Here is a 24977-nt window from a genome sequence, read left to right as displayed (position 1 = left end):
GGGCTCGCCCGGGGTGGCGCGGCCACGTGCCCGCCGCGGCTGCGGGTGCTACCAGGCCAGCAGCTGGGCCAGGCGCTCGCGGTGGTGGGCCGCGCCGCCGAGCAGGACGGCGTCGGCGCGGGCCCGCCGGAAGTACAGGTGGGCGTCGTGCTCCCAGGTGAAGCCGATGCCCCCGTGCAGCTGCACCGTCTCGGCGGTGACCGCGCGGAAGGCGTCCGAGCACCACGCCTGCGCCACCGCCGCGGCCTCGGCCAGCGCCACGGGCGAACCCTCGGCGTCGAGCGCGCGGGTCACGGCCGAGCGGCAGGTCTCGACCAGCACCAGGAGATCGGCGCAGGCGTGCTTGACCGCCTGGAAGCTGCCGATCGGCCGGCCGAACTGGCGGCGCTCCTTGACGTAGCCGACGGTCGCCTCCAGGCAGGCCTCGGCGCCGCCGAGCTGCTCGGCGGCGAGCGCGACCGCGGCGACGTCCAGGGCCGCCGGGACGACGGCGCCGGCCGAGCCGCCGGTGGTCAGCCGGGTCGCCGGGGCGTCGGTGAATGTGACGACGGCGGAGGGCCGCGCCAGGTCGAGGCTGTCGAGCGCCACCGCGGCCACCCCCGGACCGGCCTCGACGGCGAACAGGTCGACGCCGTCGGCGGCGCGCGCGGCCACGACGTGCAGCTCGGCGCCCGCGGCCCCCGGCACCGCGGGCAGGACGCCGTCGACGGTGCCGGCGTCGGCGGTGAGCTCCACCGCGGCCGGGTCCCACACGCCGTCCGGGCCGGTCACGCCGAGGGCGGCCACCGCACCGGCGGCCACCCGCGCGAGGACGTCGTCCGCTCCCGCCGCGGCCAGCACCTGCCCGGCCAGCACCGTGGAGGTCAGGAACGGCACGGGCAGCAGCGCGCGGCCGAGCTCCTCGCAGACCGCGGCGACCTCGGCCAGGCCGCCGGCGCCGTCCACGCGCTCGGGCAGCCCGAGCCCGGCCAGGCCGATGTCCCGCCCGACGACGTCCCACAGCCCGGCGTCGAAGCCCGGTCCGCCGGGGTCGAGCCGGCGCACCGCCTCCGGCCCGCCTGCGTCGCGGCACACCTCCCGGACGGCGGCCCGCAGGTCCTGCAGGTCCGACTCGCGCTCGGCGTCCAGCACCGTCATGCGTCGTCCTTCCCGGCCGCGTGCGCCGCGGCGAGCCGGGCGATCGGCACGCGCTGCGGCGAGCAGGAGACGTAGTCCAGGCCGAGCGGGGCCAGCCGCAGGATCGAGACGGCGTCCCCGCCGTGCTCGCCGCAGATCCCGAGCTTGATGCCGGGCTTCACCGATCGGGCCTTCTCGACGGCGATGGCCACCAGCGCGCCCACGCCGTCCGGGTCGAACTCGGCGAACGGGCTGGCCGAGAGCAGGCCCTCGCCGATGTAGTGCGCCAGCAGCCGGCTCTCGACGTCGTCCCGGGAGAACCCGAAGGTCATCTGGGTGAGGTCGTTGGTGCCGAAGGAGAGGAAGTCGGCGTGGACGGCGAGCTGGTCGGCCATCAGCGCCGCCCGTGGCGTCTCCACCATGCTGCCGACCAGGTAGGGCACCCGGACGCCGGTCTGCCGCTCCACCCGGTCGGCGGCCCGGTGCACCTGGCCGATGGCCAGCTCCAGCTCCTGCGGGATCGACACCAGCGGCACCATCACCTCGAGCGACGGCGTGATCCCCTCGCCGGTGACGGCGACCCAGGCGGAGAACAGCGCCTCCGCCTGCGCGGTGTAGAGCTCCTCGTTGAGCAGCGCCAGCCGCACCCCGCGCAGCCCGAGCATCGGGTTGACCTCGCGCAGCTCCACCGCCCGGCGGGCGTGCGCGGGGTCGTCGTACTCCTCGTCGTGCGGCAGGAACTCGTGCAGCGGTGCGTCGAGCAGCCGCACCGTGACCGGGCGGTCGCCGACCGCCCGCAGCAGGGCCGTGAAGTCCTCGCGCTGGGCGTCGGTCAGGGCCCGCAGCGCCTGGCGGTGCGCGTCGTCGTCCTCGGCGAGCAGGAAGCTGCGGACGACGGGCAGCCGCTCGCCGAGGAACTGGTGCTCGGTGCGGCACAGCCCGATGCCCTCGGCGCCCAGCCGCATCGCCACCTCGGTCTCGCGGGCGGTGTCGGCGTTGGTGCGCACCCCCAGCTGCCGCTCGGTGTCGGCCCAGCCGAGCAGGCAGTCGAGCTCGGCCGGCGGCTCGGCGGGGCGGATGTCGATGGCGCCGAGGTAGACCGTGCCGCTGCGCCCGTCGACGGTGACCCGGTCGCCCTCCCGGACCGTGTGCCCGCGGGCGCTCACCGTGCCCTGCACCCGGTCGATGGACAGCTCGGTCACGCCGCAGACGGCCGGCTTGCCGGCGCCGCGGGCGACCACGGCCGCGTGCGAGGCCAGCCCGCCCGCGGTGGTCACCACCGCCGCCGACGCGACGAGGGCGGGCACGTCGCCGGGGGTCGTCTCGGTCGACACCAGGACGGCGGGCACCCCGCCGGCGGCCAGCTCCAGGGCCCGCTGCGCGCTGAGGGCGACCAGGCCCGACGCGGCCCCGGGGGAGGCGGCGAGGCCCTCGGCCAGCTGCTGCTCCGTCCCGGTCAGGCGCAGCTGGGCGTGCAGCAGCTCCTGCACCACCGGCGGGCGCACCGAGCGCACCGCGGCCGACCGCTCGATCGTGCCGGCGTTGGCGAGGTCGACGGCGAGCCGCAGTCCGGCGCGCGGGCTGGGGTGGTCGAGCGCGGCGGCGGACAGCAGCGCCAGCTTGCCGTCGCGCAGCTCGAAGGTGACCGAGGCGACCGCGCGGAAGTGGTGCTCGAGCGTGGCGAGGGTGTGCCGGAGCAGGTCGGTGCCCTCGGGCAGCGCCGACAGCGGCTCCCCGGCACCGGCGGCCACCTTGCGGCTCACCCCGCGGTGGAAGGTGCCGTGCGGCTGCAGCGCGCCGGTCTCGGGGTCGCGGCTGCTCGCGGTGCCGTGCCCCGACCGCTCCCACGGCCCGACGTGCAGCGCCTGCACGTGCAGCGCCAGCCCGAGCTGGTCGGGCAGCTTCTGCGCCCGCCGGGCCCGCCGGCCCCGGGGTGAGTCCCACCGCTTGAGCAGCGCCCGCGCGGCCAGGGCGAGCTGCTCGGCCGGGTCGTCGGGGAACGGCGCGGTGCCCTCCTTCTCGATCAGCTCGAGCAGGGCGAGGACGCCGGCGGTGCCCTCGGCGGAGGCGAGCGCGTCGTCGACGTCGTCCGGGTCGACGTCGAGGGCGTCGACGGCGATCAGCGTGAGCACGCCGGTCCAGACCTCGTGCAGCTGCTGCTCGCGGCCGATGAGGTCGGCGATCGCGTCGGCGTTGCCCCGGTTCACCCCCAGCGCCGGCACGTCCGGGGGGAGGCCGGTCGCCGGCACCGGGGTGCTCGGCACCAGGCGGAGCAGCAGCGGGCGGTCGGTGGACCCGACGACGCGGCCGGTGAGCTCCTCGACGAGGTCGACCGCCTCGCGGGCGACGGCGACGTCGGTGAGCTCCCGCGACCGGCTGACCGGCACGGTCACCCCGGTGACGGTGGGCAGGCCGAGCGCGACCAGCCGGTCCATCTGGTCGCCGTGGACGCCGAGCTCCTCGGGGCCGAGGCCCCGGACCCGGCCCTGCCCGTAGGGGACGAGGTTCGCGACGCGCACGGGCGGGGTCGGCATCAGACCTTCTGACCGCGGACGAGCTCCGCCTCCAGCCGCTCGTCCTCCGCGCGGCTGATGCCGAGGAGCAGCAGCAGCTCCTGGTGCAGGTGCATCCACACGGTGTGGTACGAGTGCGACAGCGGCGAGGTCAGCGCGCCGGGGTCGCCGTCGTCGAGCTTCTCGAGCGCCGCGGTCAGGTCCGCGCGGTAGTGGCCGAGCCGCGGCTGGACGTCGGACATCCGCCGCAGGATCCGCCCGATCGCGTCGTCGACGTCGTCGAGGCGGTCGCGGACGCTGGCGTCGTACGCCGCGTCGGCGTGGTCGTTGGCCGAGCCGTCGGGCTTGAGCTGCCAGGCCGAGCAGACCTCGCGCAGCTCGTGGTTGACCGGCAGGAACTTCTCGAACAGGGGCCGCAGCGCGCGCTCCTCGTCACCGCCGGCGGGGAGCCGCGTGGCCTGCTGCGCGGCGGTGATGCCGTCGGCGGTCGGCATGATGAGCGGCCCCTTGGCCATGGCCAGCCCCAGGTCCACGAGCTGCTGCTGGGCGGACGAGAGCGCCCCGCGGTGCATCCCCTGCACCACCAGCGCGACCAGCGCCTCGCGCGTCGTCTCGTCGAGGGAACGGGGGGCGGGGGCGTCGGTCATGCCTGCGGTTCCTGTCGTTCTCGGGGGAGCCGCCGCGCGTCGGTGGACAGCGGTCGTCCGGCGGCGTGTGACACACGACATAGTCACAGTTAGAGGAGACGAGGTCAAGAAACCACCGGCCCGCCCTTGCCCGGCGACGTGGCCGACTTTATGGTCACGCCACCAAGAAACATGCCGGACGCCGGAGGTTGCCGTGACCGTCGCTGGACTGCGTGCCGTGGAGGAGATCTCGGGCCGCTACGCGGAGGTCGTGGCGAGCCTGACGCCGGAGGAGTGGGCGCGACCGAGCCGCTGCGCCGGCTGGTCGGTGCAGGACCTCGTCGCGCACACCGGGTCGAACTTCAAGGTGCTGGCCGAGCCGCCCGACCCGGCGGCCCCGGCGCCGCAGGTGGAGACCGCGGAGGAGCTGCAGGAGCTGCTCGTCCAGCAGCGGCGGGGGTGGTCCGCTGAGCAGGTGGCCGCCGAGTTCCGCGACTTCGTCGGGCCCGCGCTCGGCGCCCTGAAGGCGGTGCAGGACGAGCCCGTGGCCTCGGCGCCGCTCACGCTGACCGACCTGGGCACCTACCCGATGCACGCGCTGGCCGACGCGTTCGCCTTCGACCTGTGGTGCCACTTCACCGTCGACCTGCTGGCGCCGGGCGGTCCGGTCGAGCGGCCGCGCCCCGAGCCCACCGACGACCTCCTCGGCCCGGGCATCGGGTGGATGCTCACCGGCCTGCCGCAGATGTGCCGGCCGGTCTCGCAGGTGCTCGACCGGCCGCTGGGGCTGCGGCTGACCGGACCCGGGGGAGGGGAGTGGACCCTCGTCCCGGGCGACCCGCTGACGGTCCAGGAGGGGCTGCGCGACCCGGTCGCGACGGCGACGTCGTCCGCCACCGACTTCGTGCTGTGGGGGACGACGCGGACCCCGTGGCGGGAGTCGGTGCAGCTCGAGGGCGACCGGGCCTACGCCGAGCGGGTGCTGGACCGGGTCGACGTCGTCTGACCGTCCGGCACCCGGTCGCGGACGTAGGAGCCCGGCGCGTCCTCGAGGGCCGGGTGGGCGGCCGAGCCGAGCTCGGCCGGCGCCGGGACCTCCTCGCCGGAGCGGGCCAGCACCCACTCCGCCCACGCCTCCCACCAGCTCCCGGTGTGCCGCTCGGCCGTGTCGAGCCAGGCGTGCGGGCTCGATCCGGGCGGTCCGCCGGTCCAGTAGCTGGCCTTGGGGTTGCCGGGCGGGTTGACCAGGCTCTGGATGTGGCCGGCGTTGCTGAGCACGAAGGTGCTCGGCCCGGAGAGCAGCTGCGTCGTCCGGTAGCAGCCGTCCCACGGGGTGAGGTGGTCGGTCACCGCGCCGGTGACGAACGTCGGCACGGTGATCCGGCTCAGGTGCACCGGCGTCCCGAGCACCTTGAGCGCGCCGGAGCGGACCAGCCCGTTGTCCTTGAAGATCTCGAGGAACTGCTCGTGCAGCCGGGCGGGCAGGTTCGTGCCGTCGGCGTTCCAGGCGAGGATGTCGAACGCCGGCGGGTCCTCGCCCAGCAGCCACTGGTTGACCAGGTAGTTGAAGACCAGGTCGTCGGGGCGCATCCAGGTGAAGACCGCGCCCATCTGGCGGGCGGTGATCACCCCGGCCCGCCGCGAGTTGCGCCGGGCGACGTCGAGCAGCCGGGGGGCGGAGAAGGCGCCGATCGGGGCGCGGCTGTGGAAGTCGTGCAGGGTGACGGCGTAGCCGGCGCTGTGCACGCGCTCGTCCCCGGCCGCGGCGAGGTGGTTGAGCGCCGTCGTCGCGAGGATGCCGCCGGCGCAGAAGCCGAGCGTGTTGACGTCGGGTGAGCCGGTCACCTCGCGGGCGACGTCGACCGCCTCGAGGACCTCGCCGGCGTAGGTGTCGAGGTCCCAGTCGGCCTGTTCCTTCGACGGGTTGCGCCAGCTGACCAGGAACACCTGCAGCCCGCGGCTGACCGCGTACTCGACGAAGCTGCGACCCGGGCGCAGGTCGAGGAAGTAGAAGCGGCCGATCGGCGGCGGCACGATCAGCAGCGGGCGCTGCCGGACGTCGGGCGTCGACGGGCTGTACTGGATCACCTCGGCGACCGGGCTGCGGTGCACCACGGCGCCCGGGGTGAGCGCCAGGTCGGTGCCGACGGTGAACGCGGAACGGTCCACCTGGGACGGCAGGCCGCCGTTGTGGCGCAGGTCGGTGAGCACGTTGCCCAAGCCGCGGCGCAGGCTGGCGCCGCCGGTGTCGAACGCGCGCTTGAGGGCGGCGGGGTTGCCCAGGAGCGTGTTGGTCGGGGCCATCGCGCTGGTCAGCGCGTTGACCACGAACCGGACCTGCTCCACCTCGCGCCAGTCGGCACCGCCCGTCTCGAACTCGTCGACCAGGCGGCCGAGCGACCCGGTGACGGCCAGGTACTCCTGGAGCAGCCGCCGGTACGCCGGGTTCGCCGTCCAGGCCGGGTCGGCGAAGCGCCGGTCCTTGGGCGCGGGCGCGAAGTCGTCGGTGCCGCGGAGGATGCGCACCGTGTCCCGGCCGAGGCGGACGGTCTCCCGGGCGAGCGGCCGGGGCTGGGCGAGGGCGGCGAGCAGGCCGCGGGCGAGGCCGCGCGGGGAGGGGAGGCCGACGGGTTCGGCCCCTTCCACGGAGGCCAGCGCCTCCGCCTCGCTCTGCGGGACCTGGTCCGACTGCCGCTGCTCGGTGGTCGTCATGCCGGCTCCCTCGCTGTGAGCTGCATCACTTCTGCCCCGACCCTAGGGGGTGCACGGCCGGGTGGCACGGGGAGAGGCCTGGTGTGCGGCACGGGGCCCGACCACCATGGGGCGATGCCCTTCGACGTCGACCGGCTGCTGCGCCTGTGGACCGTGCCGATCCCCGACGACGACGCCGCCGAGGCCGCGTTCCGCGAGCTCTACTTCGACCCGGTCTCCGTCAACGGCGAGCCCGTGGGGACGCTCGAGCTGCTGGCGCGGGCGCGAGGGCTGCAGGCGGCGCTGGAGTGGCCGACGATCCGGGTGCTGTCGGTGGTCGACGGGGGCCGGCAGGTGACCGTGGTGTTCCGGCTGCGGGGCCGGCAGGTGGGCACGCTGCAGACCTCGGTCGGGCCGGTGCCGCCCACCGGTGGCGTCGTGGAGCTGCGCACCATCGACGTCCTCACCGTCGACCGCGGCCGGATCCGGGAGGTCTGGACGGTCGCCAACGAGCTGGGCGCGCTCGCGGCCGTCGACGCCGTCTGGCTCCCCGGCGGGCACCAGTCGAACGGGGTGCCGGCCGACTACAAGCCGTGGGAGCACGCCGAGAGCGAGGGCCTGCACCACCACTGAGCCGGTCGGCGTCGACGCCCTCGTGCGCACCGGTGCGGTGTCCGGGGCGCGGGAAGCCGCACCCGTGCGTTCGAGTGCGCTACGAGCGCGTCAGCCGGTCGACCGGCGGCCCGGAGTGCCGGGCGGCGAAGACGGCCAGCTCCACCGCGCTCAGGTGGCAGCCGCCTGGGCAGTCGCACTCGACGGGCCGCCTCCCGAGCCAGCCGACGGCCGCCGGCCGCCGGCAGTTCGGGCAGTCCTCCCAGGTGACCCGCTCGCTCGGTTCCATCGCTTCAGCTCCCGATCCCGCGCGCCGAGCGCGGAGACGGGAGGGGACCCGGCCGTGCTTTTCCAACCAGGACCCCTCGGACCGGGCGTCCTTAGCCCGGGGGGCCCGTCGGAAACGCTGCGTCGGAGAACGGCTTGTTCCGGCTCGCCCGCGCACCGGATCCGCGGCCCGTCCGGAGGGTGAGAAACCTAGGCGCCGGCGAGCCGCTCCAGGCCGTCGAGGACCAGATCGAGGCCGAAGGCGAACTCCTCGGCGTAGTCGTAGCCGGGCTGCATGACGTGCTCGACGGTGAACTCGTGCAGGTGCGGGAACTCGTCGACCGGGAACCGGGCGAGCATCACCTGCGCCAGCTCGGCGGTCTGCTCCGGGGTGTCGAAGGGCAGCTGCCGCTCCTGCAGGCAGAAGCCGTAGACGTAGCTGTCGATCGCCGAGTAGGCGTGCCCGGCAAGGGCGACGGAGAAGCCGGCGCCGCGCAGCACGCCCAGGACGGCGTCGTGCGCGCGCAGCGTGGCCGCGCCCGGGCGGATCCGCGACTCCATGAGCCCGTTGGCCCACCGGTGCCGGGTCAGCGCCGCGCGGACGGAGAACGCCCGCTGCCGCACCGCCGTCCGCCAGTCGACGCCGGTGGGCAGCTCCACCTCGCCGAACACCACGTCGACCATGCCGTCGAGCAGGTCCTCCTTGTTGCGCACGTGGTGGTACAGCGACATCGCCTCCACCCCGAGCGCCTGTCCGAGCCTGCGCATGGACAGCGACTCCAGCCCGCTCTCGTCGGCGAGGGCGACGGCGGTGCGCAGCACGGCATCTCGGGTCAGGGGCACGTTGACAACCTTACGACGTAAGTATCAGACTTACGCCGTAAGTCACTCGACGACGGGAGAGCGCGATGACCGCCATGCTGGGCACGACGATGACCGCGGTGGTGCAGAGCCGGTACGGAGCGGACCCGGACGCGGTGCTGGGGCTCGGCGAGGTCGCCGTCCCGTCGCCCGGGGACGGCGAGGTGCTGGTGCGGGTGCACGCCTCGAGCGTCGACCGCGGCACCTGGCACGTGATGGCCGGCGAGCCCTACGCGATCCGGCTGGCCGGGTTCGGGGTGCGCCGGCCGAAGCACGCCAACCCCGGCCGGAACCTGGCCGGCACGGTCGTCGCCGTCGGGTCGGGGGTCTCGGGGTTCACGCCGGGTGACGAGGTCTGGGGCACCGGTACGGCGACCTTCGCCGAGTACGCGCTGGCCCGGCCGGGGCGGCTGGCCCGCAGGCCGGCGGGCCTCTCGTCCGCCGAGGCCGCCGCCGTCCCCGTGTCGGGCGCGACCGCGCTGCAGGCGGTGCGCGACCACGGCCGCGTGCAGGCGGGGGAGCGGGTCCTCGTCGTCGGTGCGTCGGGCGGGGTGGGCAGCTTCGCCGTCCAGATCGCCGCGGCCGCCGGTGCGGAGGTGACCGGGACGGCGCGGACGGCGAAGCTCGACCTGGTGCGCTCGCTCGGCGCGGCGCACGTCGTCGACCACACCCGCGAGGGGTTGGGCGAGGGCTACGACGTCGTCCTGGACACCGGTGGCAACCGCCCGCTGGCCGAGCTGCGCCGGCTGCTCACCCCGCGGGGCCGGCTGGTCGTCGTGGGCGGGGAGGACGCCGGCCGGTGGCTCGGCGTCCGCCGGCAGCTGCGGGCGACGGCGCTGAGCCCGTTCGTGGGCCAGCGGATGGGCACGTTCGTCGCCTCGGAGAACGCCGCCGACCTCGACGCCCTGCGCGAGCTGGTCGAGTCGGGCGCCGTCCGGCCCGCGATCGACCGCAGCTACCCGCTGGCGGAGACGGCGGCCGCGGTCCGCCGGCTGCTGGACGGGAAGGTCGCGGGCAAGGTCGTCGTCACGATCGGGTGAGCCCGCTGCCGTCCGCGACCGGCCTACCATGCGCGGCGTGCGTCCGTTCCTGCTGCTCGCGACGCGCGCCGAGGACGAGGCCGCGGATGACGAGTACGCCGCCTTCCTGCGGTTCTCCGGCCTGCCGCCCGAGCAGCTGCACCGGGTCCGCCTGGAGGCCGCGCCCCTGCCCGACCTCGACCTCGACGACTACGCCGGGATCATGCTGGGCGGCAGCCCGTTCAACACCACCGACCCGGCCGAGCGGAAGTCGGCGGTGCAGCGGCGGGTGGAGGCGGAGCTGCAGGGGCTGCTCGACGAGGTCGTCGCCCGCGACTTCCCGTTCCTCGGCGCCTGCTACGGCGTCGGGACGATCGGCGCGCACCAGGGCGGCGTGGTCGACCGCACGTACTCCGAGCCGCTGTCCTGCGTCTCGATCGAGCTGACCGCCGAGGGCCAGGCCGACCCGCTGCTCGCCGGGGTGCCGGAGCGCTTCGACGCCTTCGTCGGGCACAAGGAGGCGTGCTCGGTGCTGCCGCCGTCGGCGGTGCTGCTGGCCACGTCGGCCGCCTGCCCGGTGCAGCTGTTCCGGGTCGGCGCGAACGTGTACGCCACCCAGTTCCACCCCGAGCTCGACGCCCCCGGCATCTGCAGGCGGGCGCGGGTCTACCAGCACTACGGCTACTTCCCGCCCGACGAGCTCGAGCAGCTCGTCGACCGCCTCTCGCTCGGCGTGGTCACCGAGCCCGGCCGCCTGCTGAAGAACTTCGTCGCCCGCTACGCCTGACGAAGGCCGGGGAGGCGCCGAACCGTCAGCCGACCTCGAGCGGTGCGGCGACCTCGACCTCGAGGTGCAGGGTGTGGGTGAGTCGCTGGGACGGCGGGATCGCCGACCGGACCCACAGCGATCCGCTCGGCCGCCAGCTGGCGCTGCAGGAGGAGTGGCGGCTGGCACTGCGCCAGGAGCCGCAGCTGCCGGTCGAGCTGCTGCCCCAGCCGTGGCCGGCCGAGCGCGCCCAGGAGCTGCTCCACCGGCTGCACGCCCAGGTCGAGGTCCGGGCCCGCGCCGCGGCGGCCGAGGTCCTCGACACCATCCCGGCCACCGAGGGCGCGGAGAGCGGCGCGCCGACGGTCTAGCCGGCGGCCGGCGGTGAAGGTCCGGCTGCCGGGCCGGCGGAGCAGTGTGCGTTCATGGCGGGTTCCGCGCCCGGAAGCCGCCACGGACGCACATCGCCGACCGGGTGCGGGCGTGGTTCAGCCGAGGACGCGGAAGACCGGCTCGGCGATGCAGACCGGCTTGTCGCCGCCCTCGCGCTCGATCACGGCGGCGACGGTGAGCTGGTAGCCGCCCTTGATCTCCTCGACGTCGGTGAGGGTGGCGGTCAGCCGGACCTTCGAGCCGACCGGCACGGGCGCGGGGAAGCGCACCTTGTTGAGGCCGTAGTTCACGGCCATCGTCGTGTCGGTCACGGTGAGCACCTGCGACCACATCGGGATGAGCAGCGACAGGGTCAGGTAGCCGTGCGCGATCGGCCCGCCGAACGGGCTCTCGCGGTTGGCGCGCTCGACGTCGACGTGGATCCACTGGTGGTCGCTGGTGGCATCGGCGAAGAGGTTCACCGACTCCTGGGTCACCTCGAACCAGTCGCTGGTGCCGACCTCCCGCCCCTGGTACGAGGGCAGCTCGGCGAGGGTGGTCGTGGTCGTCGTCATGCGGGGGTCTCCTCCAGGTACTGCGAGCGCAGGTCGGGTTTGCGGATCTTGCCGGTGGCGGTCTTGGGCAGCTCGTCGGCGAACTCGACCAGCCGGGGCACCTTGAAGCCGGCCAGCCGCTCGCGCAGCGCCGCCCGGACCGCCTCGGGGTCGCGGTCGACGTCGGGACCGACGACGAGGACGGCGAGGCCGACCTCGCCCCACTTCTCGTCGGGGACGCCGATCACCGCCGCCTCGACGACGCCGGGCAGCTCGAGCAGCGCGGACTCGACCTCGGCCGGGTAGATGTTCTCCCCGCCCGAGATGATCATGTCCTTGTACCGGTCGCGGATGTAGAGGAAGCCCTCGTCGTCGAACGAGCCGGCGTCGCCGGTGCGGTACCAGCCGTCGACGAGCACCTCGGCGGTCCGCTCGGGGTCCTCCCAGTAGCCCGCCATGACGTTCGGGCCCTGCACGACCACCTCGCCGACCTCGTCGACGTCGACGTCCGTGCCGTCGGGCCGGACCACCCGGACGTCGGTGAAGAACACCGGCTTGCCGGCCGAGCCGACCTTGCGCACGGCGTCGGCCGAGTCGAGCACCGTGCAGCCCGGCGCGGCCTCGGTCATCCCGTACGCCTGCTGCATGGTCACCCCGCGGTCGAGCCAGGTGCGCAGCGTGGGCAGCGGGAGCGGGGCGCCGGCGGCGCCGATGGTGCGCAGCTGCGAGAGGTCGCGGGTGCGGAACTCCGGCAGCCGCGCCATCGCGTCGAGCATCGTGGGGACGGCGAAGAACGAGTTGACCCGCTGCTCCTCGATGACCCGCAGCGTCTCGGACGGGTCGAACCGGCGCACGACCACCGCGCAGCCGCCGCGCAGCAGCGTCGGGTTGACCGTGCCGTTGAGCCCGCCGATGTGGAACAGCGGCGCCAGCGCCAGGGTGCGCTCGGTCTGCGTGAAGTCGAAGCCGAGCAGCTGGTTCGTGGCGTTCCAGGTCATGTTGCCGTGGGTGAGCACCGCGCCCTTGGGCCGGCCGGTGGTGCCCGACGTGTACATGACCAGGCAGGGGTCGTCGAGCGAGACCTGCTCGTCGCGCGGCTCCGGGTCGGCCGCGGCGAGCAGCTCCTCGTAGTGCAGCGACGCCGTCCCGCCCTCGGCCGGCGGCTCGGCCGCGACCCAGGTGGGGACGACGTCGCGCAGCGCGTCGGCCAGCCGCCCGTGGTCGCGACCGTGGACGACGACCGACGCGCCGGAGTGCTCGAGCACGTAGCGGGCCTCGGGCGCGGTGAGCCGGGCGTTGACCGGCACCCAGATCGCGCCGAGCTGACCGCAGGCGTACAGCGTCTCCAGCGCCGACGGGTGGTTGCCGCCGGTCCACCCGACGCGGTCACCCCGGCGCACGCCCAGGCCGGCCAGCGCGCCGGCGGTGCGCCGGACCCGCTCGGCGAACCCGGCGTGCGACGTCGTCCGCCCCTCGAACCAGACGGCGTCCCGTTCCGGCGAGATCCGCAGCCGCCGCTCCGGCCAGGAGCCCAGTCCGGCGTTACGCACCGCGCAGTCCGAGGGCCCGGATGGCGTTCTCCTTCATGATCAGCGGCTTGACCTCGTCGCGGATCTCGAGCCCCTCGAAGTCCTTGATCCACCGCTCGGGCCGCAGCAGCGGGTAGTCGCTGCCGAACAGCACCTTGGTCCTGAGCATCGTGTTCGCGGCGCGGACCAGCTGCGGCGGGAAGTACTTCGGCGACCAGCCCGAGAGGTCGATGTAGACGTTGGCCTTGTGCTGGGCCACGGCGATCGCGCTGTCCTGCCACGGCACCGACGGGTGGGCCATGATGATCGTCAGGCCGGGGAAGTCGGCGGCGACGTCGTCCAGCAGCATCGGGTCGGAGTAGCGCAGCTTGATGCCGCGCCCGCCGGGCAGGCCCGAGCCGATGCCGGTCTGGCCCGTGTGGAACAGCGCCGGGACGCCCAGCGACTGCAGCTCCTCGTACAGCGGGTAGTGCCGCCGGTCGTTGGGCTCGAACGCCTGGATCGACGGGTGGAACTTGAACCCGCGGACGCCGTGCTCCTCGACCAGCCGCCGGGCCGCGCGCACGCCTGAGGCGCCGCGGGCCGGGTCGACGGACCCGAAGGGGATGAGCACGTCGGGGTGCTGCGCGGCGGCCTCGGCGATCTCCTCGTTGGACAGCGTCGGGTGCCCGATGGCCAGCTCGCTGTCGACGGTGAAGACCACCGCGGCCATGTTCTGCGCGCGGTAGTCCTCGGCGATCTGCGGCACGGTCGGGTGGTACGGGTCGCCCTTGAAGTACTTGGAGGCGGCGGCCAGCAGCTCGTCGTCCAGGGACAGATGGCCGTGCGCGTCCTGCTCGACGTGCACGTGCACGTCGATGGCGACGACCTTGTCGAGGTCGATCGTCACTGCGTCCATGGCTCGGCTCCGGACTCGCTCCGCTCCTCGGTCGCTGGCGCTCCCTGCGATGCTCACTCGCCCGTCGCCTTCGCGGACGGGGGCTCCGGCACCTGCTGGCCGACGGTCTGCTGCGAGGCGGCGAACCTCTCGGGCCAGACGCCGGCGATCGCGTCGGCCGACCAGCCGGTGCCGTCGGCGAGCTCGACGACGACCTCGGCCGGGTGGCTCCACAGCGCGAGCCGGTCGCCGCCGATGCCCACGGCCTGGCCGGTGACGTCCTTGGCCGCGTCGGAGGCGAGGAAGGCGACCAGGCCGGCGGCGTCCTCCGGCGTGCCGAACCCGAGCTGCTGGCGCGCGAACGGCGGCAGCGGCTCACCCGCCTGCAGCGCGTCGACGTAGGGCTTGAGGAAGGGCACGGTCTCGGTCATCGCGGTGGCGGCCACCGGCACGATCGCGTTGACGGTGATGCCGGCGCGGGCCAGCTCCATCGCCCAGGTGCGGACCATGCCGACGATGCCGGCCTTGGCGGCGGCGTAGTTGGTCTGGCCGAAGTTGCCGACCTGGCCGGTGGGGGAGCCGACGCAGATGACCCGGCCCCCCTCGCCCTGCTCGCGCATGCGGATGGCGGCGGCGCGGGTGCAGGTGAACGTGCCGCGCAGGTGGGTGGTGATGACCGCGTCGAACTGCTCGTCGGTCATCTTCCACAGCGTGGTGTCGCGCAGGATGCCGGCGTTGTTGACCAGGACGTCGAGCCGGCCGAATTCCGTCACGGCGCGGTCGACGAGGGCCTGCGCGGCCTCGCTGGTGCCGACCGGCACGACCTCGGCGACGGCGGTGCCGCCGGCGTCGGTGATCGACTTCACCGCCGCCTCGGCGACCAACTCGTCGACGTCGTTGACGACGACCGCGGCGCCGGAACGGGCGAGCTCGGTGGCGTAGGCGAGGCCGAGGCCCCGTCCGCTGCCGGTGACGATGGCGACCTTGCCGGTCAGGTCCACGGGCGCTCCTCGGGGAACCACAGGGGGATGCCCGCACCGGGCATCGTTGCCAGCTCGGACGCTAGGCCGATATCGTGGAGGTTGTCAACGATTGAGGAGTTCACCGATATGACGGCGCTGACCGACGACGTCGGCTTCCTGCTGACGCGGGCGAGCGGGCTCGCCGTCCGGGCCACCAACGCCGCGCTGGCCGACGTCGGCCTGCGGGTGCGCCAGTACTCCGTGCTGGTGCTGGCCGACGACGCGCCGGACGGGATCTCCCAGCGCGACCTCGCCGAGGTGCTCGGTCTCGACCCCAGCCAGGTGGTGGCGCTGGTCGACGAGCTGGCCGCCGCCGAGCTGGTCGAGCGCCGGCCGTCGCCGACCGACCGCCGGCAGCGGCTGGTCGCGGCCACGGCGCAGGGCGTGCGGCTGCGGCGCCGGGCGGAGCAGCGGGCGGCCGCCGGGCTGCAGGAGCAGCTGGGCGGCCTGTCGCCCGCCGAGCAGGAGACGCTGCGCGGCCTCCTGAAACGGGTCGTGAGCACGGACACCGGTGAGGACGCGCGCCGGGCGGGGTAGTCCCCTGGGCATGCAGCACGATCCACGACCGGGCGAGGACGACGTCGCCCGCGACGACGAGCAGGCGCTGTCGCGCGCCGAGGGCGGCGGGCCGAGCGACGAGCCGGACTCCGGCACGACCACGGGCACCGGCGAGTCCGGCACCTTCGTCGGTCGGGTCGCCGGTCAGGACGTCGGGTACGCGGGGGAGACGGGGGCCGAGCGTCGCGCGGCCGAGCAGTCGGGATGAAGGTCGGCCTCGTCCTCGGCGGGGGCGGCGTGGTCGGGCAGGCGTACCACTCCGGCGTCCTCGCCGTCCTGCAGCACGACTTCGGCTTCGACGCCCGGCGGGCGGACCTGATCGTCGGCACCTCGGCCGGCTCGATCACCGGCACCCTGCTGCGCCTCGGCGTCTCCCCGGAGGACCTCGCCGCCTGGACGGTCAAGGCGCCGCTGTCCAAGGACGGCGACGTCCTCGAGCAGCTGGCCGGCACCGAGCCCCCCGAGCTGGCGCCGTTCCGGCCGCTCGACGTGATCCGGCGGCCGGCCCGGCTGCCCGGCTGGGAGATGGTCCACCGGGCGGTGACCCGGCCGTGGCGCTTCCGCCCGATGGCCGCGGGGCTGGCCCTCCTGGCCCCCGGGCGGCACGACATCGCCGAGCAGCTGGCCGCGCTGCGGGAGCTCGAGGACGGCGGGTGGCCCGACTCGCTGTGGATCACCGCGGTGCGCCGGCGCGACGGCCGGCGCGTGGTCTTCGGCCGGCCGGGCTCGCCCCCGGCGCCGCTGCACCTGGCCGTGGCCGCCTCGTGCGCCGTCCCCGGCTACTTCGCGCCGGTCACCGTCGCCGGGCACGCCTACGTCGACGGGGGAGTGCACTCGCCGACCAACGCGGCGCTGCTGCGGCACTGCGGGCTCGACCTGGTGATCGTGGTGTCGCCGATGAGCGGGCCGCCGGGGCTGCGCCCGGACTTCTACGCGGCCACGCGGCGGTACTCGGCCCGCCTGCTGCGGCGCGAGGTGCACGCGCTGGAGAAGGCCGGTGTGCAGACGGTCGTGTTCACCCCCGGTCAGCCGGAGCAGGCGGCCATGGGCGACGACATGATGTCCCGCGCGCGGCTGCACGAGGTGCTGCAGCAGTCCTTCTTCGCCGCCGGCGCCCGGGCGGCCGCCGAGGACGCCCACGAGCTGCTGCGCCGCGCCGCCGGCTGATCAGGACGACCCGCGCGGTGTGGTCGCCACCCGCGCGGCAGACCGCGGGGGGCGCGACCACGCGGCGCCGGTGAGCGGCCGCCGCGCGCCTCAGTCGGGGCGGCGGCGGCCGATCTTGGAGCCGAGCCAGGTCAGCGGGTCGAACCTGCGGTCCACCACGCGCTCCTTGAGCGGGATGATCCCGTTGTCGGTGAGGTGGATGCCCTCGGGGCACACCTCGGTGCAGCACTTGGTGATGTTGCAGTAGCCGAGCCCGTGCACCTCCTGGGCGGCGTCGCGGCGGTCCTCGGTGTCCAGCGGGTGCATGTCCAGCTCGGCCAGCCGGATGAGGAAGCGCGGGCCGGAGAAGGCCTTCTTGTTCTCCTCGTGGTCGCGGATGACGTGGCAGGTGTTCTGGCAGAGCCAGCACTCGATGCACTTGCGGAACTCCTGCGAGCGCTCGACGTCGACCTGCGCCATCCGGTGGTTGCCGTCGGCGTCGCGCGGCTGCGGGGAGAACGCCGGCACCTGGGCGGCCTTGGCGTAGTTGTAGGAGACGTCGGTGACCAGGTCGCGGATCACGGGGAACGTGCGCAGCGGCGTGACGGTGATCGTCTCGTCCTCGGCGAAGGTGCTCATCCGGGTCAGGCACATCAGCCGCGGCCGGCCGTTGACCTCGGCGCTGCACGAGCCGCACTTGCCGGCCTTGCAGTTCCACCGGACGGCGAGGTCACCGGCCTGGGTGGCCTGCAGGCGGTGGATGATGTCGAGGACGACCTCGCCCTCGTTGACCTGCACCGTGTAGTCGCGCAGCTCGCCGCCGCCGGCGTCCCCCCGCCACACCCGGAAGCGGGCGTCGTAGCTCATGGCTGCTCCTCGAAGATCTCGCTCAGGTCGGACGGCATCCGGGGGAGCGGCTGCCGGGTCACGACGACCCCGCCGCCGGGCGGGCGGGTGCAGACGAGGTTGGTCTTCGCCCACTCGGCGTCGGCGGCCGGGAAGTCGTCGCGGGTGTGCCCGCCGCGGCTCTCCTGCCGCTCCAGCGCCGCCTTGGCGATGCACTCGCTGACCACGAGCATGTGCGGCAGGTCCAGCGCGAGGTGCCAGCCGGGGTTGTACTGCCGGTGCCCCTCGACCGACAGCCGGGCGATGCGCTCCTCGAGCGAGCGGATCCGCTCGAGCGCCTCCTTCATCTCCGGCTCGGTGCGGATGATGCCCACCAGGTCGTGCATCGTCTGCTGCAGGTCGTGCTGGACGGCGTACGGGTTCTCGCCGCCCTCCCGCTCGAACGGCGCCAGCGCGGCCCGGGCGGCGTCGGCCAGCGCCTCGTCCGGGATGGCCCGCGCCTGCCGCGACCGCGCCTGCTCGGCCGCCGCCACCCCGGCCCGCCGGCCGAACACCAGCAGGTCCGACAGCGAGTTGCCGCCCAGCCGGTTAGAGCCGTGCATCCCGCCGGCCACCTCACCGGCCGCGAACAGCCCCGGCACCCGCGACTGCGCGGTGTCCGGGTCGACCTCCACCCCGCCCATCACGTAGTGGCAGGTGGGCCCGACCTCCATCGGCTCCTTGGTGATGTCGACGTCGGCCAGCTCCTTGAACTGGTGGTACATCGACGGCAGCCGCTTGCGGACGTAGTCGGCCGACCGGCGGGAGGCGATGTCGAGGAACACCCCGCCGTGCGGCGAGCCGCGGCCGGCCTTGACCTCGCTGTTGATCGCCCGGGCGACCTCGTCACGCGGCAGCAGCTCGGGGGGCCGCCGGTTGTTCTTCTTGTCGGTGTACCAGCGGTCGGCCTCCTCCTCGGTCTCCGCCGTCTCCTTGCGGAAGAAGTCCGGGATGTAGTCGAACATGAACCGGTTGCCGGCCGAGTTGCGCAGCACGCCGCCGTCGCCCCGGACGCTCTCGGTGACCAGGATCCCGCGCACCGACGGCGGCCAGACCATGCCGGTCGGGTGGAACTGGACGAACTCCATGTTGACCAGCCCGGCGCCGGCCCGCAGCGCCAGCGAGTGGCCGTCGCCCGTGTACTCCCACGAGTTCGAGGTGACCTTGTAGGCCTTGCCGATGCCGCCGGTCGCCAGCACCACCGACGGCGCCTGCCAGGCGACGAACCGGCCGGACTCGCGCCAGTACCCGAACGCGCCGGTGATCCCGTCGGTGTCCTGCAGCAGCCACGTGACGGTGCACTCCATGAACACGTCGATGCCGAGCGCCACCGTGCGCTGCTGCAGGGTGCGGATCAGCTCGAGACCGGTGCGGTCACCGACGTGCGCCAGACGGGCGTAGCGGTGCCCGCCGAAGTCGCGCTGGCTGATCAGCCCGTCGTCGGTGCGGTCGAACAGCGCGCCCCAGTCCTCGAGCTCGCGGACCCGGTCGGGCGCCTCCTGCGCGTGCAGCTGGGCCATCCGCCAGTGGTTGAGCATCTTGCCGCCGCGCATGGTGTCGCGGAAGTGCACCCGCCAGTTGTCCTCGGGGTAGAGGTTGCCCATGGCCGCGGCGATGCCGCCCTCGGCCATGACCGTGTGCGCCTTGCCCAGCAGCGACTTGCAGACCACCGCCGTCCGGGCGCCGGCCTCGTGCGCCGCGATCGCCGCGCGCAGCCCGGCGCCGCCGGCGCCGACCACGACGACGTCGTAGGCGTGCTCCTCGAGCTCCATCAGAAGAACCTCACGTCCGAGATCACGTCGGCGGCCAGCAGGAAGACGTAGAGGTCGGCGAGCGCGACGCTGAACATCGACACCCAGGCGTACTGCATGTGCCGGGCGTTGAGCTTCGACACGAACCCCCAGAACCGGTACCGCACCGGGTGCCGGGAGAAGTGGTTGAGCCGCCCGCCGACGATGTGCCGGCAGGAGTGGCAGGACAGCGAGTACAGGAACAGCAGGACCGCGTTGACCAGCAGCACCAGCGTGCCGAGGCCCATGTGCCCCCACTCGCCGGTCTCGTCGCGGAAGGCGAGGACCGCGTCGTAGAACAGGATCACGTTGATGACCAGCGCCGCGTAGAGGAAGTAGCGGTGCACGTTCTGGAAGACCAGCGGGAACCGCGTCTCGCCCGTGTACTTCCCGTGCGGCTCGGCCACCGCGCACGCCGGCGGGGAGAGCCAGAACGCCCGGTAGTACGCCTTGCGGTAGTAGTAGCAGGTCAGCCGGATGCCCAGCGGGAAGATCAGGATGTAGATCGCCGGTGAGATCCACGTCGGCCCGGTGAAGAACTCCGGGAACGTGTCGCCCTCGCACCGGGTCGACAGGCACGGCGAGTAGAACGGCGAGATGTAGGGCTCGGCGAAGTAGTACGCGTTCTGGAACGCCCGGAACGTCGCGTACACGACGAAGGCGAGCAGGACGGCGACGGTGATCGCCGGCTGCACCCACCAGCGGTCGGTGCGCAGCGTGCGCGCCGTGATCGCGGCGCGGGCGGTGGCCGCCGACCAGATGGGGCGCCGGGCGGTGCCGCGGCGGGGCACGCGCAGCGGCGCCTGGGCGGGCGGGGCGCCGTTCCGGCGGCGCCGGCCGAGCAGCCCGGCGAGCCCCGCGACCGACGCGGCCGCCAGCCACGGACCCAGCCGGCGGCGCCGGCCGTCCTCGGTGTCCGGTCTCGTCCCCCGGGGCGCGGTGGTGGTCATGGCGCGAGGCGGTCGTCGCCGACCGCGGGCCGATCGGGATCCGCGTCCTGCTCCAGCGCCATCGCTGCCCCCCGGTGTGAGGCCGACCACAGTGCGACGAGGCGCAGTCGATCACGAACGGCCCGTTCTGGAAAGAGGGGCGCGCGATCGGGGGATCAGCGGGCGCGGGGCAGCTCCCGCGCGGCACCGACCAGCGACGACGGAGCGACGTCGGCGGGGTCGGCGCACCGCACGTCGGCGACGACGGCGGTGACGTTGTCCTCGGTGCCGGCGGCCAGCGCGGCGTCGAGCAGCCGCCGCACGGCGACGGCCGGGGTGGCCGAGTCGGCGAGCAGCGCGCGCAGCTCTTCGGGCGGGACGGTGCCGGAGAGGCCGTCGGAGCACAGCAGGAGCCGGTCGCCGGGCTCGGCCGGCAGGGCGCTGACCACGACCGAGGCGGGCTCGCCCGGGCGGCCGTGCAGCGCGGCGAGGACGACGTGGCGCAGCGGGTGCCGCCGGGCCTGCTCCTCGGTGATCGTGCCGGCGTCGAGCAGGCTCTGGACCAGGGTCTGGTCGACGGTGAGCCGCAGCAGCTCGCCCCGGCGCAGCAGGTGCGCCCGCCCGTCGCCGACGTGCGCGACGACGAGCCGGCCCTGCGGCGTCAGGGCCGCGGCGGTGAGCGTGGTCGCCATGCCGGTCAGCGACGGCTGCCGGGCGACGGCGGCCGCGAGGTCGTCGTTGGCGGCGTCGACCGCGCCCACCAGGTCGGGGGCGGCGGGACCGGCGAGCTCGGCCACGCGGCGCAGCCGGTCGACGACCAGGGCCGCGGCTGTGGCGCCGCCGACCGAGCCGCCGACGCCGTCGGCCACCGCGACCAGCCGCGGACCGGCCAGGCCGGCGTCCTGGTTGTCCGGGCGCGGGCCGGCGGTCGAGCCGGCCGCCGTGTCCAGGGCGAGCCCGGCCACCGCGGAGAGCAGCAGCGGCTGGGTCCCGGACACGCCTCCAGTGTGGCGCGGATTCCTCTGCGCTTCCCGGACGTCGGTCGCGGGCCCGCCGGGCAGATCGGACGGTGGCCGCCGGGGCCGGTGTGGTGCCGGGGCCGCCGGCGTCGCGGCGACCGTCGCGGTCGGCGTCGGCCGACAGCGCTGAAGAGGCGCCGAAGCCGCCTCAGAGGCCGTGCTCGGCGAGCACGGCGGCGAGGGGGAGCGCCTCGCCGCGGGCGCTGGCCGCGGCGAACTCGTCCGGGTGCAGCCGCGGCCGCACCAGCCGGTCGCGCAGCAGGACGTGGTGGAAGAAGCCGGCGGTGTCGGAGAACAGCGCACCGCCGGCGGCCGCCACGAGCTCCGCCGCGGTGGTCCAGTCGTCGCGGCAGGCGGCGGCGTAGCCGAGGGCCAGGACGACGTCGGGGTCGGCCTGCCGGCCCTCCCGCTCGGCCCGCTGCCGGGCCTGCTGCAGCGGGGCCAGGTAGGGCTCGCCCGCGGCGATCCGCGACAGCGCCTCGGAGTAGGTGGTCAGCCAGTTCTCGTCCAGGCCGCTGACCCGCAGGTGCGCGTGCTGCGCGTCGATCAGCCGGCGCAGCCGGGCGGCGTCCCGGTCGACGAGCGCCACCAGCCAGGCGGCCCAGATGGCCAGGTAGGTGTCGTAGTCGGCGCCGCCGGCCGCGAGCAGCTGCGCGGCCTCGCCGGCCAGCCCGTCGGTGTCGCCGAGCAGCAGCCGGACGACGACCCGGTAGGCGTCGTCGAGCCGCACGAGGCCCGGCTCGTCCGCCGCGACGGCCTGCGCGCGGGCCTCGGCCAGCCGCGCCAGCGCCACCTGCGGCCGGACGGCCTGGGTGATCGCCGCGTAGTGCGCCGCGACCGCCGCGCCCCCGGGGTCGCCGGCCGCCTCGACGACCTCCGCCGCCGCGCCGGCGGCCGCGGCCAGGCGCCGGGGGTCGCCGGCGCCGACGCCCACGTCGGCCTGCAGCACGAGGGCCCACAGCCGGTCGGCCGGCGCCAGGTCGCGGCCGAGGAGCTGGTCGACCCAGCGGCGGCCCTCCGCGTAGGAGACGGCGTTGCGCCACAGCGTGGCCAGCCCCAGGGCGACGTCGACCGCCGCGGGGGTGTCACCGGCGGCCAGGCTCGCCGCGAAGGCCAGCCGCACCGTCTCGAGGTCGTCGCGGCTGCGGGCCGCCGTCGCCGCCGACAGCCAGCGCCGGGGCCGCGGCAGCTCGCGCGCCCGGTCCACGACGAAGGCGCGCAGCCGCTCGGTCACCTCCGGCCGCAGGCCGGCCTCGTCCAGCCGCTGCGCGGCGAACAGCCGCAGCGTCTCCAGCAGCCGGTAGCGGCGGGTGGCGGGGTCGTGGACGACGAGGCTCTTGGCCACCAGGTCGCCGAGCAGCCGCGTCGCCGTGGCGGCGTGGACGTCGCCGGCGACCGCGGGGACGGCGGCGAGCGGGAAGTCGGCGGGGAACACGCCGAGCCGGGCGAACAGGTCCTGCGCCTCCGGCGCGAGCAGCTGGTGGCTCCACTCCACGGTGGCCGCCAGCGCCGAGTGGCGCTCGCCGGCGCGCGGGCGGGCCCCGGCGAGCAGGGTGAGCCGGTCGTCGAGTCGCTCGAGCAGCTCGTCGATGCCCAGCGCGGTCAGCTGGGCGGCGGCCAGCTCGATGGCCAGCGGCAGGCCGTCCAGGCGCCGGCACAGCTCGGCGACGCGCGGGTCGGCGACGTCGGCGCTGCCCGGGCCGGCCGCGGCCGCGGCCCGCTCGGCGAACAGCTTGGCGGCCTCGCTGCCGAGCGGGCCCAGCCGGTGCACGACCTCGCCGTCGACCCGCAGCGCCTCCCGGCTGGTGGCGAGCACCCGCACGCGGGGCCCGGCGTCGAGGACGGCGTCGACCAGCTCGGCGCTCTCGTCGACCAGGTGCTCGCAGTTGTCCAGGAGCAGCAGCGCCGGCCGGCCGCCGAGCAGCGCCGCGAGCCGCGCCGGCTCGACCGCGCCCGCGCCCTGGACGCCGGCCGCCTCGGCCACCGCCCGCACCAGCCCCGCCCCGTCGCGCACCGGAGCCAGCTCGGCGAGCACGACGTCGGTGTCGGCGGCCACCCGGCGGGCCACCGCCAGCGCGAGCGTGGACTTCCCGGCGCCGCCCGGCCCGGTCAGCGTCACGAGGCGCGACGAGCGCAGCCGCGCCCCGACCGCGGCCAGGTCGCCGTCCCGCCCGATGAGCCGGGTCCGGGCGGGCGGGAGGCGCAGCCGGGTGGCCCGCTCGGGCGGCGCCGCCTCGACGGCGCGGCGCAGCGCGGCCGCCGCCGGCCCCGGCTCGGCGCCCAGCTCCGCGCGGAAGACCGCGGCCATCCGGTCGAGCGCCCGCAGCGCGTCTGACCGCCGTCCCTCGCGGAGGAGGCCGCGGGCCAGCGCCAGGTGCGCCTCCTCGTCCAGCGGGTCGGCCTCGACCAGCTCGGCGAACCGGCCGGCCGTCCGCAGCAGGTCCAGCCGGCGCTGCCGCAAGCGCTCGCGGGGTTCCTCGGTCCACGGCTCGTAGAGGTCGTCGGGGAGGAGGTCACCGGCATACCGGTCGGGGTCGCCGGCACGGTCGAACTCCTCGGCGTCGACGGTGACCTGCGCGTCGGGGAAGAGCGCGACCGTCCCCGCGGACAGCACGATGCCGTCCTTGCTGCCCAGCGCCGCGCGGGCGTAGTGGGCCGCGGTGTGCAGGCGGGGGGCGGCCTCGTCGAGCAGCAGGTCGGGCCACAGCGCGTCGACCACGCGGTCGCGCAGCAGGCGGTGGCCGGGCTGCAGCGCGAGCAGCTTCACCAGCGCCGACGCCGAGCGCCGGGACCAGGCCTGCTCGGGCACCGGCCGGCCGTCGACCTCGACGCCGAACCCGCCCAGCAGCCGGACCTGCACGCGCATCGTGGGCCTCCGGGGTTGCGACCGGCGGAGTCTAGGGCGGTCCGGGCCGGAGCGGGAACGGAACGGGGTGTCGGGCACCGCGGATCCGGGAAGACCAGAGGGCGGTCGACGGAGCAGACGTCCACCCGAGCGTGCACGGGGCCCGGAACGACGGACGGACAGCGATGGCCGGGAGCACTGCACCGCAGGGGTCGTCGACGGTAGGCCTCTACGGCAGCCGGGTGGGGGAGCGGCTGCCCCGCGCCGCGTTCACCGAGTTCCTGGGGACCGCGGTGCTGGTCTTCGTCGGCACCAGCGTGGCGGTCGCGAACGCGGTGACCGGGCAGGCGGTCTACGACCTGCTCGCGGTGGTGCTCGCGTTCGGCGTCGTCCTGGTCGCGCTCGTGGCAGCGCTCGGGCACGTCTCCGGGTGCCACCTCAACCCGGCGGTCACCCTCGGGCTGGCCGTGACCGGGCGCTTCCCGTGGTCCGCCGCGGGGGCGTACGTCGCCGCCCAGCTGGCCGGTGGTCTGGCCGGAGCCGCGCTGACCTGGGCGGTCGGTGGGAGCCGGGCCCGCGACGAGGGCCGGCTCGGCGCCACGGTGCCGGCCGACGACGTCTCCGCGGTGCGGGCGTTCCTCGTCGAGACCCTCGTGACGTTCGTGCTCGTGCTCGTCGTGGTCTCGGTCGCCACCGACGAGCGCGCCCAGGGTGCGGCCGCACCTGTCGCCGTCGGGCTGGCACTGGCGGCCGGCATCTTCGTCGCCGGCCCACTGACCGGCGGTGCCGTGAACCCCGCCCGCGCGTTCGGGCCGGACGTCCTCGCCGGCGAGTTCGCCCCCCTCTGGATCTACCTCCTCGCGCCGACCCTCGGCGGCGTGCTGGCCGCGGTCGTCTACGACCGGGTGCTGGCACCCACCGAACCGCCGGGAGCGACGTAGCGGGGCCTCCCACGGCCGTCGGTCCCCCTGGCCGGGTGC

General features: G+C 75.2%; 24 protein-coding genes. 9 read left to right on the top strand and 15 right to left on the bottom strand.

Annotated features, from left to right (window positions below; all coding sequences use genetic code 11):
• Positions 1–48: 48 nt before the first annotated feature.
• The 3 genes from ACI797_RS04930 to ACI797_RS04920 are packed head-to-tail and all read right to left on the bottom strand — an operon-like array spanning position 49 to position 4276.
• Positions 49–1137 carry an acyl-CoA dehydrogenase family protein gene (locus ACI797_RS04930; RefSeq protein ID WP_456857387.1) on the bottom strand — a complete coding sequence of 363 codons (1089 nt, stop codon included), beginning with the start codon at positions 1135–1137 and terminating at the stop codon, positions 49–51.
• The gene (locus ACI797_RS04925; protein ID WP_456857385.1) at positions 1134–3650 is read right to left on the bottom strand and encodes a putative PEP-binding protein; all 2517 of its coding nucleotides are present in this window, start codon (positions 3648–3650) and stop codon (positions 1134–1136) included. The genes ACI797_RS04930 and ACI797_RS04925 overlap by 4 nt, the downstream gene beginning before the upstream one ends.
• On the bottom strand, positions 3650–4276 hold the full coding sequence (locus ACI797_RS04920) for a hypothetical protein (protein WP_456857384.1): 627 nt from the start codon (positions 4274–4276) through the stop codon (positions 3650–3652). Before ACI797_RS04920 ends, ACI797_RS04925 begins: the two co-directional genes overlap by 1 nt.
• A 193-nt stretch (positions 4277–4469) precedes the next feature.
• Between ACI797_RS04920 and ACI797_RS04915 the strand changes: the two genes are divergently transcribed.
• Positions 4470–5261, top strand: a complete 792-nt coding sequence (locus ACI797_RS04915) for a maleylpyruvate isomerase family mycothiol-dependent enzyme (protein WP_456857383.1) — start codon at positions 4470–4472, stop codon at positions 5259–5261.
• On the opposite strand, the gene ACI797_RS04910 is transcribed toward ACI797_RS04915, so the two are convergent.
• Complete coding sequence (locus ACI797_RS04910; protein ID WP_456857382.1) at positions 5222–6967, bottom strand: PHA/PHB synthase family protein; 1746 nt, start codon at positions 6965–6967, stop codon at positions 5222–5224. The two genes, ACI797_RS04915 and ACI797_RS04910, sit on opposite strands and share 40 nt — an antisense overlap.
• 114 nt (positions 6968–7081) lie before the next feature.
• Between ACI797_RS04910 and ACI797_RS04905 the strand changes: the two genes are divergently transcribed.
• Positions 7082–7579 carry an ester cyclase gene (locus ACI797_RS04905; RefSeq protein WP_456857381.1) on the top strand — a complete coding sequence of 166 codons (498 nt, stop codon included), beginning with the start codon at positions 7082–7084 and terminating at the stop codon, positions 7577–7579.
• Positions 7580–7658: 79 nt separating this feature from the next.
• Here the strand turns inward: ACI797_RS04905 and ACI797_RS04900 are convergent, their stop codons facing one another.
• Together ACI797_RS04900 and ACI797_RS04895 are read right to left on the bottom strand one after the other, a co-directional pair.
• Positions 7659–7847 carry a hypothetical protein gene (locus ACI797_RS04900; protein WP_456857380.1) on the bottom strand — a complete coding sequence of 63 codons (189 nt, stop codon included), beginning with the start codon at positions 7845–7847 and terminating at the stop codon, positions 7659–7661.
• 188 nt (positions 7848–8035) lie between these two features.
• On the bottom strand, positions 8036–8668 hold the full coding sequence (locus ACI797_RS04895; RefSeq protein ID WP_456857379.1) for a TetR/AcrR family transcriptional regulator: 633 nt from the start codon (positions 8666–8668) through the stop codon (positions 8036–8038).
• 65 nt (positions 8669–8733) lie between these two features.
• Here ACI797_RS04895 and ACI797_RS04890 point away from each other — a divergent pair, with 65 nt between their 5' ends.
• The 3 genes from ACI797_RS04890 (at position 8734) to ACI797_RS04880 (ending at position 10842) form a co-directional block, all read left to right on the top strand.
• On the top strand, positions 8734–9726 hold the full coding sequence (locus tag ACI797_RS04890) for an NAD(P)-dependent alcohol dehydrogenase (protein ID WP_456857378.1): 993 nt from the start codon (positions 8734–8736) through the stop codon (positions 9724–9726).
• A 37-nt stretch (positions 9727–9763) separates the two neighbouring features.
• A complete protein-coding gene (locus tag ACI797_RS04885) occupies positions 9764–10492 on the top strand; it encodes a glutamine amidotransferase (protein ID WP_456857377.1) in 729 nt (242 codons plus the stop codon).
• 77 nt (positions 10493–10569) lie between these two features.
• Positions 10570–10842 carry a PaaX family transcriptional regulator C-terminal domain-containing protein gene (locus tag ACI797_RS04880; protein ID WP_456857376.1) on the top strand — a complete coding sequence of 91 codons (273 nt, stop codon included), beginning with the start codon at positions 10570–10572 and terminating at the stop codon, positions 10840–10842.
• Between the two features lie 117 nt (positions 10843–10959).
• On the opposite strand, the gene ACI797_RS04875 is transcribed toward ACI797_RS04880, so the two are convergent.
• Genes ACI797_RS04875 through ACI797_RS04860 form a run of 4 tightly spaced genes read right to left on the bottom strand, consistent with a single transcriptional unit; the run spans position 10960 to position 14804 of the window.
• Positions 10960–11418, bottom strand: a complete 459-nt coding sequence (locus ACI797_RS04875) for a MaoC family dehydratase (protein ID WP_456857375.1) — start codon at positions 11416–11418, stop codon at positions 10960–10962.
• Positions 11415–12947, bottom strand: coding sequence for an acyl-CoA synthetase (locus tag ACI797_RS04870; protein ID WP_456857374.1), 1533 nt, complete (start codon positions 12945–12947; stop codon positions 11415–11417). Before ACI797_RS04870 ends, ACI797_RS04875 begins: the two co-directional genes overlap by 4 nt.
• On the bottom strand, positions 12940–13824 hold the full coding sequence (locus ACI797_RS04865) for an amidohydrolase family protein (RefSeq protein WP_456857373.1): 885 nt from the start codon (positions 13822–13824) through the stop codon (positions 12940–12942). The genes ACI797_RS04870 and ACI797_RS04865 overlap by 8 nt, the downstream gene beginning before the upstream one ends.
• A 53-nt stretch (positions 13825–13877) precedes the next feature.
• Positions 13878–14804 carry an SDR family NAD(P)-dependent oxidoreductase gene (locus tag ACI797_RS04860; RefSeq protein ID WP_456857372.1) on the bottom strand — a complete coding sequence of 309 codons (927 nt, stop codon included), beginning with the start codon at positions 14802–14804 and terminating at the stop codon, positions 13878–13880.
• A 108-nt stretch (positions 14805–14912) separates the two neighbouring features.
• On the opposite strand from ACI797_RS04860, the gene ACI797_RS04855 reads away from it, so the two are divergent.
• From ACI797_RS04855 to ACI797_RS04845, 3 genes are read left to right on the top strand one after another with little or no spacing between them, the layout of a single operon-like run.
• Positions 14913–15362, top strand: a complete 450-nt coding sequence (locus ACI797_RS04855) for a MarR family winged helix-turn-helix transcriptional regulator (RefSeq protein WP_456857371.1) — start codon at positions 14913–14915, stop codon at positions 15360–15362.
• A gap of 10 nt (positions 15363–15372) precedes the next feature.
• On the top strand, positions 15373–15591 hold the full coding sequence (locus ACI797_RS04850; protein WP_456857370.1) for a hypothetical protein: 219 nt from the start codon (positions 15373–15375) through the stop codon (positions 15589–15591).
• Positions 15588–16550 (top strand): patatin-like phospholipase family protein, encoded by a 963-nt coding sequence (locus ACI797_RS04845; protein WP_456857369.1) that lies wholly within the window; start codon positions 15588–15590, stop codon positions 16548–16550. Before ACI797_RS04850 ends, ACI797_RS04845 begins: the two co-directional genes overlap by 4 nt.
• Positions 16551–16640: 90 nt before the next feature.
• Here ACI797_RS04845 and ACI797_RS04840 read toward each other — a convergent pair whose 3' ends face one another.
• From ACI797_RS04840 to ACI797_RS04820, 5 genes are all read right to left on the bottom strand, one after another.
• Positions 16641–17396: a succinate dehydrogenase/fumarate reductase iron-sulfur subunit gene (locus ACI797_RS04840; RefSeq protein WP_456542721.1), complete on the bottom strand. Its 756-nt coding sequence runs from the start codon at positions 17394–17396 to the stop codon at positions 16641–16643.
• Positions 17393–19186, bottom strand: a complete 1794-nt coding sequence (locus ACI797_RS04835) for a fumarate reductase/succinate dehydrogenase flavoprotein subunit (RefSeq protein ID WP_456857368.1) — start codon at positions 19184–19186, stop codon at positions 17393–17395. The genes ACI797_RS04840 and ACI797_RS04835 overlap by 4 nt, the downstream gene beginning before the upstream one ends.
• Positions 19186–20154, bottom strand: a complete 969-nt coding sequence (locus tag ACI797_RS04830; protein WP_456857367.1) for a hypothetical protein — start codon at positions 20152–20154, stop codon at positions 19186–19188. The genes ACI797_RS04835 and ACI797_RS04830 overlap by 1 nt, the downstream gene beginning before the upstream one ends.
• A gap of 155 nt (positions 20155–20309) precedes the next feature.
• The gene (locus ACI797_RS04825) at positions 20310–21131 is read right to left on the bottom strand and encodes a PP2C family protein-serine/threonine phosphatase (protein ID WP_456857366.1); all 822 of its coding nucleotides are present in this window, start codon (positions 21129–21131) and stop codon (positions 20310–20312) included.
• A gap of 169 nt (positions 21132–21300) precedes the next feature.
• Positions 21301–24018, bottom strand: coding sequence for an ATP-binding protein (locus ACI797_RS04820; protein ID WP_456857365.1), 2718 nt, complete (start codon positions 24016–24018; stop codon positions 21301–21303).
• A gap of 164 nt (positions 24019–24182) precedes the next feature.
• Here ACI797_RS04820 and ACI797_RS04815 point away from each other — a divergent pair, with 164 nt between their 5' ends.
• Entirely contained in the window at positions 24183–24938 is a 756-nt protein-coding gene (locus ACI797_RS04815; protein WP_456857364.1) for an MIP/aquaporin family protein, read from the top strand.
• Positions 24939–24977: the final 39 nt, after the last annotated feature.

The organism is Geodermatophilus sp. SYSU D00691 (assembly GCF_054050275.1).
Note: the sequence above shows the minus strand (reverse complement) of the source record. Positions and strands in the feature narration are given on the sequence as shown.